The 2,295-nt window shown below is 56.8% G+C and carries 2 protein-coding genes; both read left to right on the top strand.

Features of this window, described 5'->3' with window-relative positions; genetic code table 11:
- Positions 1-1,182, top strand: a 1,182-nt coding sequence (gene mtaB, locus Q7U71_03115; protein MDO9390745.1) for a tRNA (N(6)-L-threonylcarbamoyladenosine(37)-C(2))-methylthiotransferase MtaB, incomplete at its 5' end; no start/stop codon positions are given.
- Positions 1,183-1,330: 148 nt separating this feature from the next.
- Positions 1,331-2,295: tRNA (N6-isopentenyl adenosine(37)-C2)-methylthiotransferase MiaB (gene miaB / locus Q7U71_03120; GenBank protein ID MDO9390746.1), on the top strand; the 965-nt coding region annotated here is incomplete at its 3' end.

Below are 2,295 nucleotides of genomic sequence, written 5' to 3' on the forward strand. Positions count from 1 at the left end.
TGGCGGGCCGCATTGGAGCAGGCCGGGCTGTCCCCGTCCGGCCCCGGACAACCGGCGGATATAGTCCTGATCAACACCTGCACCGTGACCGCGGCGGCGGACCAGCAGGCCAGGCAGACAGTACGTAAATGCAAAAAACAAAACCAGAAAGCGAAAATAGTAATCACCGGCTGCTATGGCCAGGTCAACGAAAAAGCCCTTAAAGACGTATCCCAGGCAGATCTGGTGGTGGGCAGGTGCAGTCCGGAAAATCTTTTATCAGTGCTCCGCGAACTGGGATTCAGCCAAAAAACAGCCCCCGAAGGGATAAAATCATTCTCCGGCCACACCCGGGCTTTCCTTAAGGTCCAGGACGGCTGCGACCACCGCTGCAGCTACTGCATCGTGCCGCTGGCCCGGGGGAGGTCACGAAGCCGGGAACTTTCTGACATAATGGCCGAGGCCGGCCGGCTGGTTGGCTCCGGGCACAAGGAATTGGTGCTGGCCGGGGTCCGGCTGGGTGATTTCAAGCCTTCCTTAAGGGTGCTGCTGAAATCGATCCACGACATTCCGGGACTGGAAAGGATCCGCTTAAGCTCGCTGGAACCCGACGATGCCAGCGATGATCTGATTGAGACCCTAGCAGAACTGCCCAAAGTGGCCCGGCATCTGCATCTTCCCCTGCAGAGCGGCGACGACAAGATCCTGAGGCTGATGAACCGTCCCTATTCCATGAAATATTTCTCGGCCCTGCTGCATAAGGTCAAAAAAGCCATGCCCGAAATGACCTTTGGCACCGACATCATCGTGGGTTTTCCCGGGGAAGGCGAGCAGGAGTTCGGGCAGAGCTATAACGCCGCCAAAGACCTTCCCTTAAGCCAGCTGCATGTCTTCACTTATTCCAAAAGGCCGCAGACCAAAGCCGCCGAAATGCCCGGCCAGATCCCCGAAGGGATAAAAAAAGAGCGGTCCCAAAGAATGCGGGAGATGTTTGCCCAAAAACAGCAACAACACTGGGGTTCCTTGTCCGGGCAAAGTACAGCCGTCCTGTTTGAAGGCCAGGATAAGGGGAAGTGGTCCGGTCTGGGGGAGCACTACTTCCGGGTCACGGTCAGGTCGGATGCCGACCTCAGGAACAAAATGTTGCCGGTGAAGCTGCTCACGGCCAATGAACAGGGCATGGACGGGGAGTTAGCGGACTGAAAAATTTCTACCCACAAAAGCCTGCACGGAGCAGGTCCGGAATGGCATATACGGTACGAATATAATTTCCGATTTCCTATTTCTTATTTAGCCATTTTGGTGTTGTCGTGCATTTTGTGGCCAACCGTTAATAAAGCAAATCTGATAAATGTCCAAGACCTTTTACATAGAGACCTACGGCTGCCAGATGAACATTTACGATTCGGCCTGCATCTCATCGCTTTTAAGCGGGGCCGGGATGACCAAGGCTGAATCTTCCGAACAGGCGGATGCGGTGATCATCAACAGCTGTGCGGTGCGGGGCCACGCCGAGGAGCGGGTGCTGGGCCGGGTGGGCGAGCTTAAGGGCCTGAAGACGAACAGGCCCGGACTAAAGCTCATCCTCTGCGGCTGCGTGGCCCAGGAACAGGGCAAAACCCTGCTGGAACGTTTTAAGCACCTGGATGCGGTGATCGGCACCAAGAACCAGGCCGAGCTGCCCTCGATCCTGGCCCAGCTTTTTGCCGAAGACCTTCAGCAATGCCGGAACGATATGTCCTATTCTCCGGAAGAGACCGGGCTGATCCCCGACTTCAAGAATCAGGTCACCGCCCAGTTGGCCGTGATGCGGGGCTGCAACAACCATTGCAGCTACTGCATAGTTCCCTTTGTGCGGGGGCAGGAATCGTCCCGCCCGGCGCCGGCGGTCATCGGGGACATGGAAAATCTGGCCCAGCAGGGGATAAAAGAAATTACTTTGGTCGGGCAAAACGTCAACTCGTACAATTGGCAGGAGATGGATTTTCCGAAATTACTTCTGCTGGCCTGCCGGGTGGAGGGGATCGAACGGATCCGTTTCATAACCTCGCATCCCAAGGACCTCAGCGATGAGCTCATCGCCGTGATGGCGGAACAGCCCAAGGTCTGCCAGCACCTGCATCTTCCCCTGCAGGCCGGCAGCGACCGGATACTGGCCCTGATGAACCGCAGGTATACCATGGGGCATTTTTCCTTGCTTGTTGCCAAAGCCCGGAAAGCCATGCCGGAGCTGGTGCTGACCACGGACATCATAGCCGGGTTTCCCGGCGAGTCCGAAGACGAATTCCAAGAGACCCTGGCGGCGGTTCAGGCGAT

It is taken from the genome of bacterium, from assembly GCA_030655055.1.
Classification (GTDB): Bacteria; Edwardsbacteria; AC1; order AC1; family EtOH8; genus UBA5202.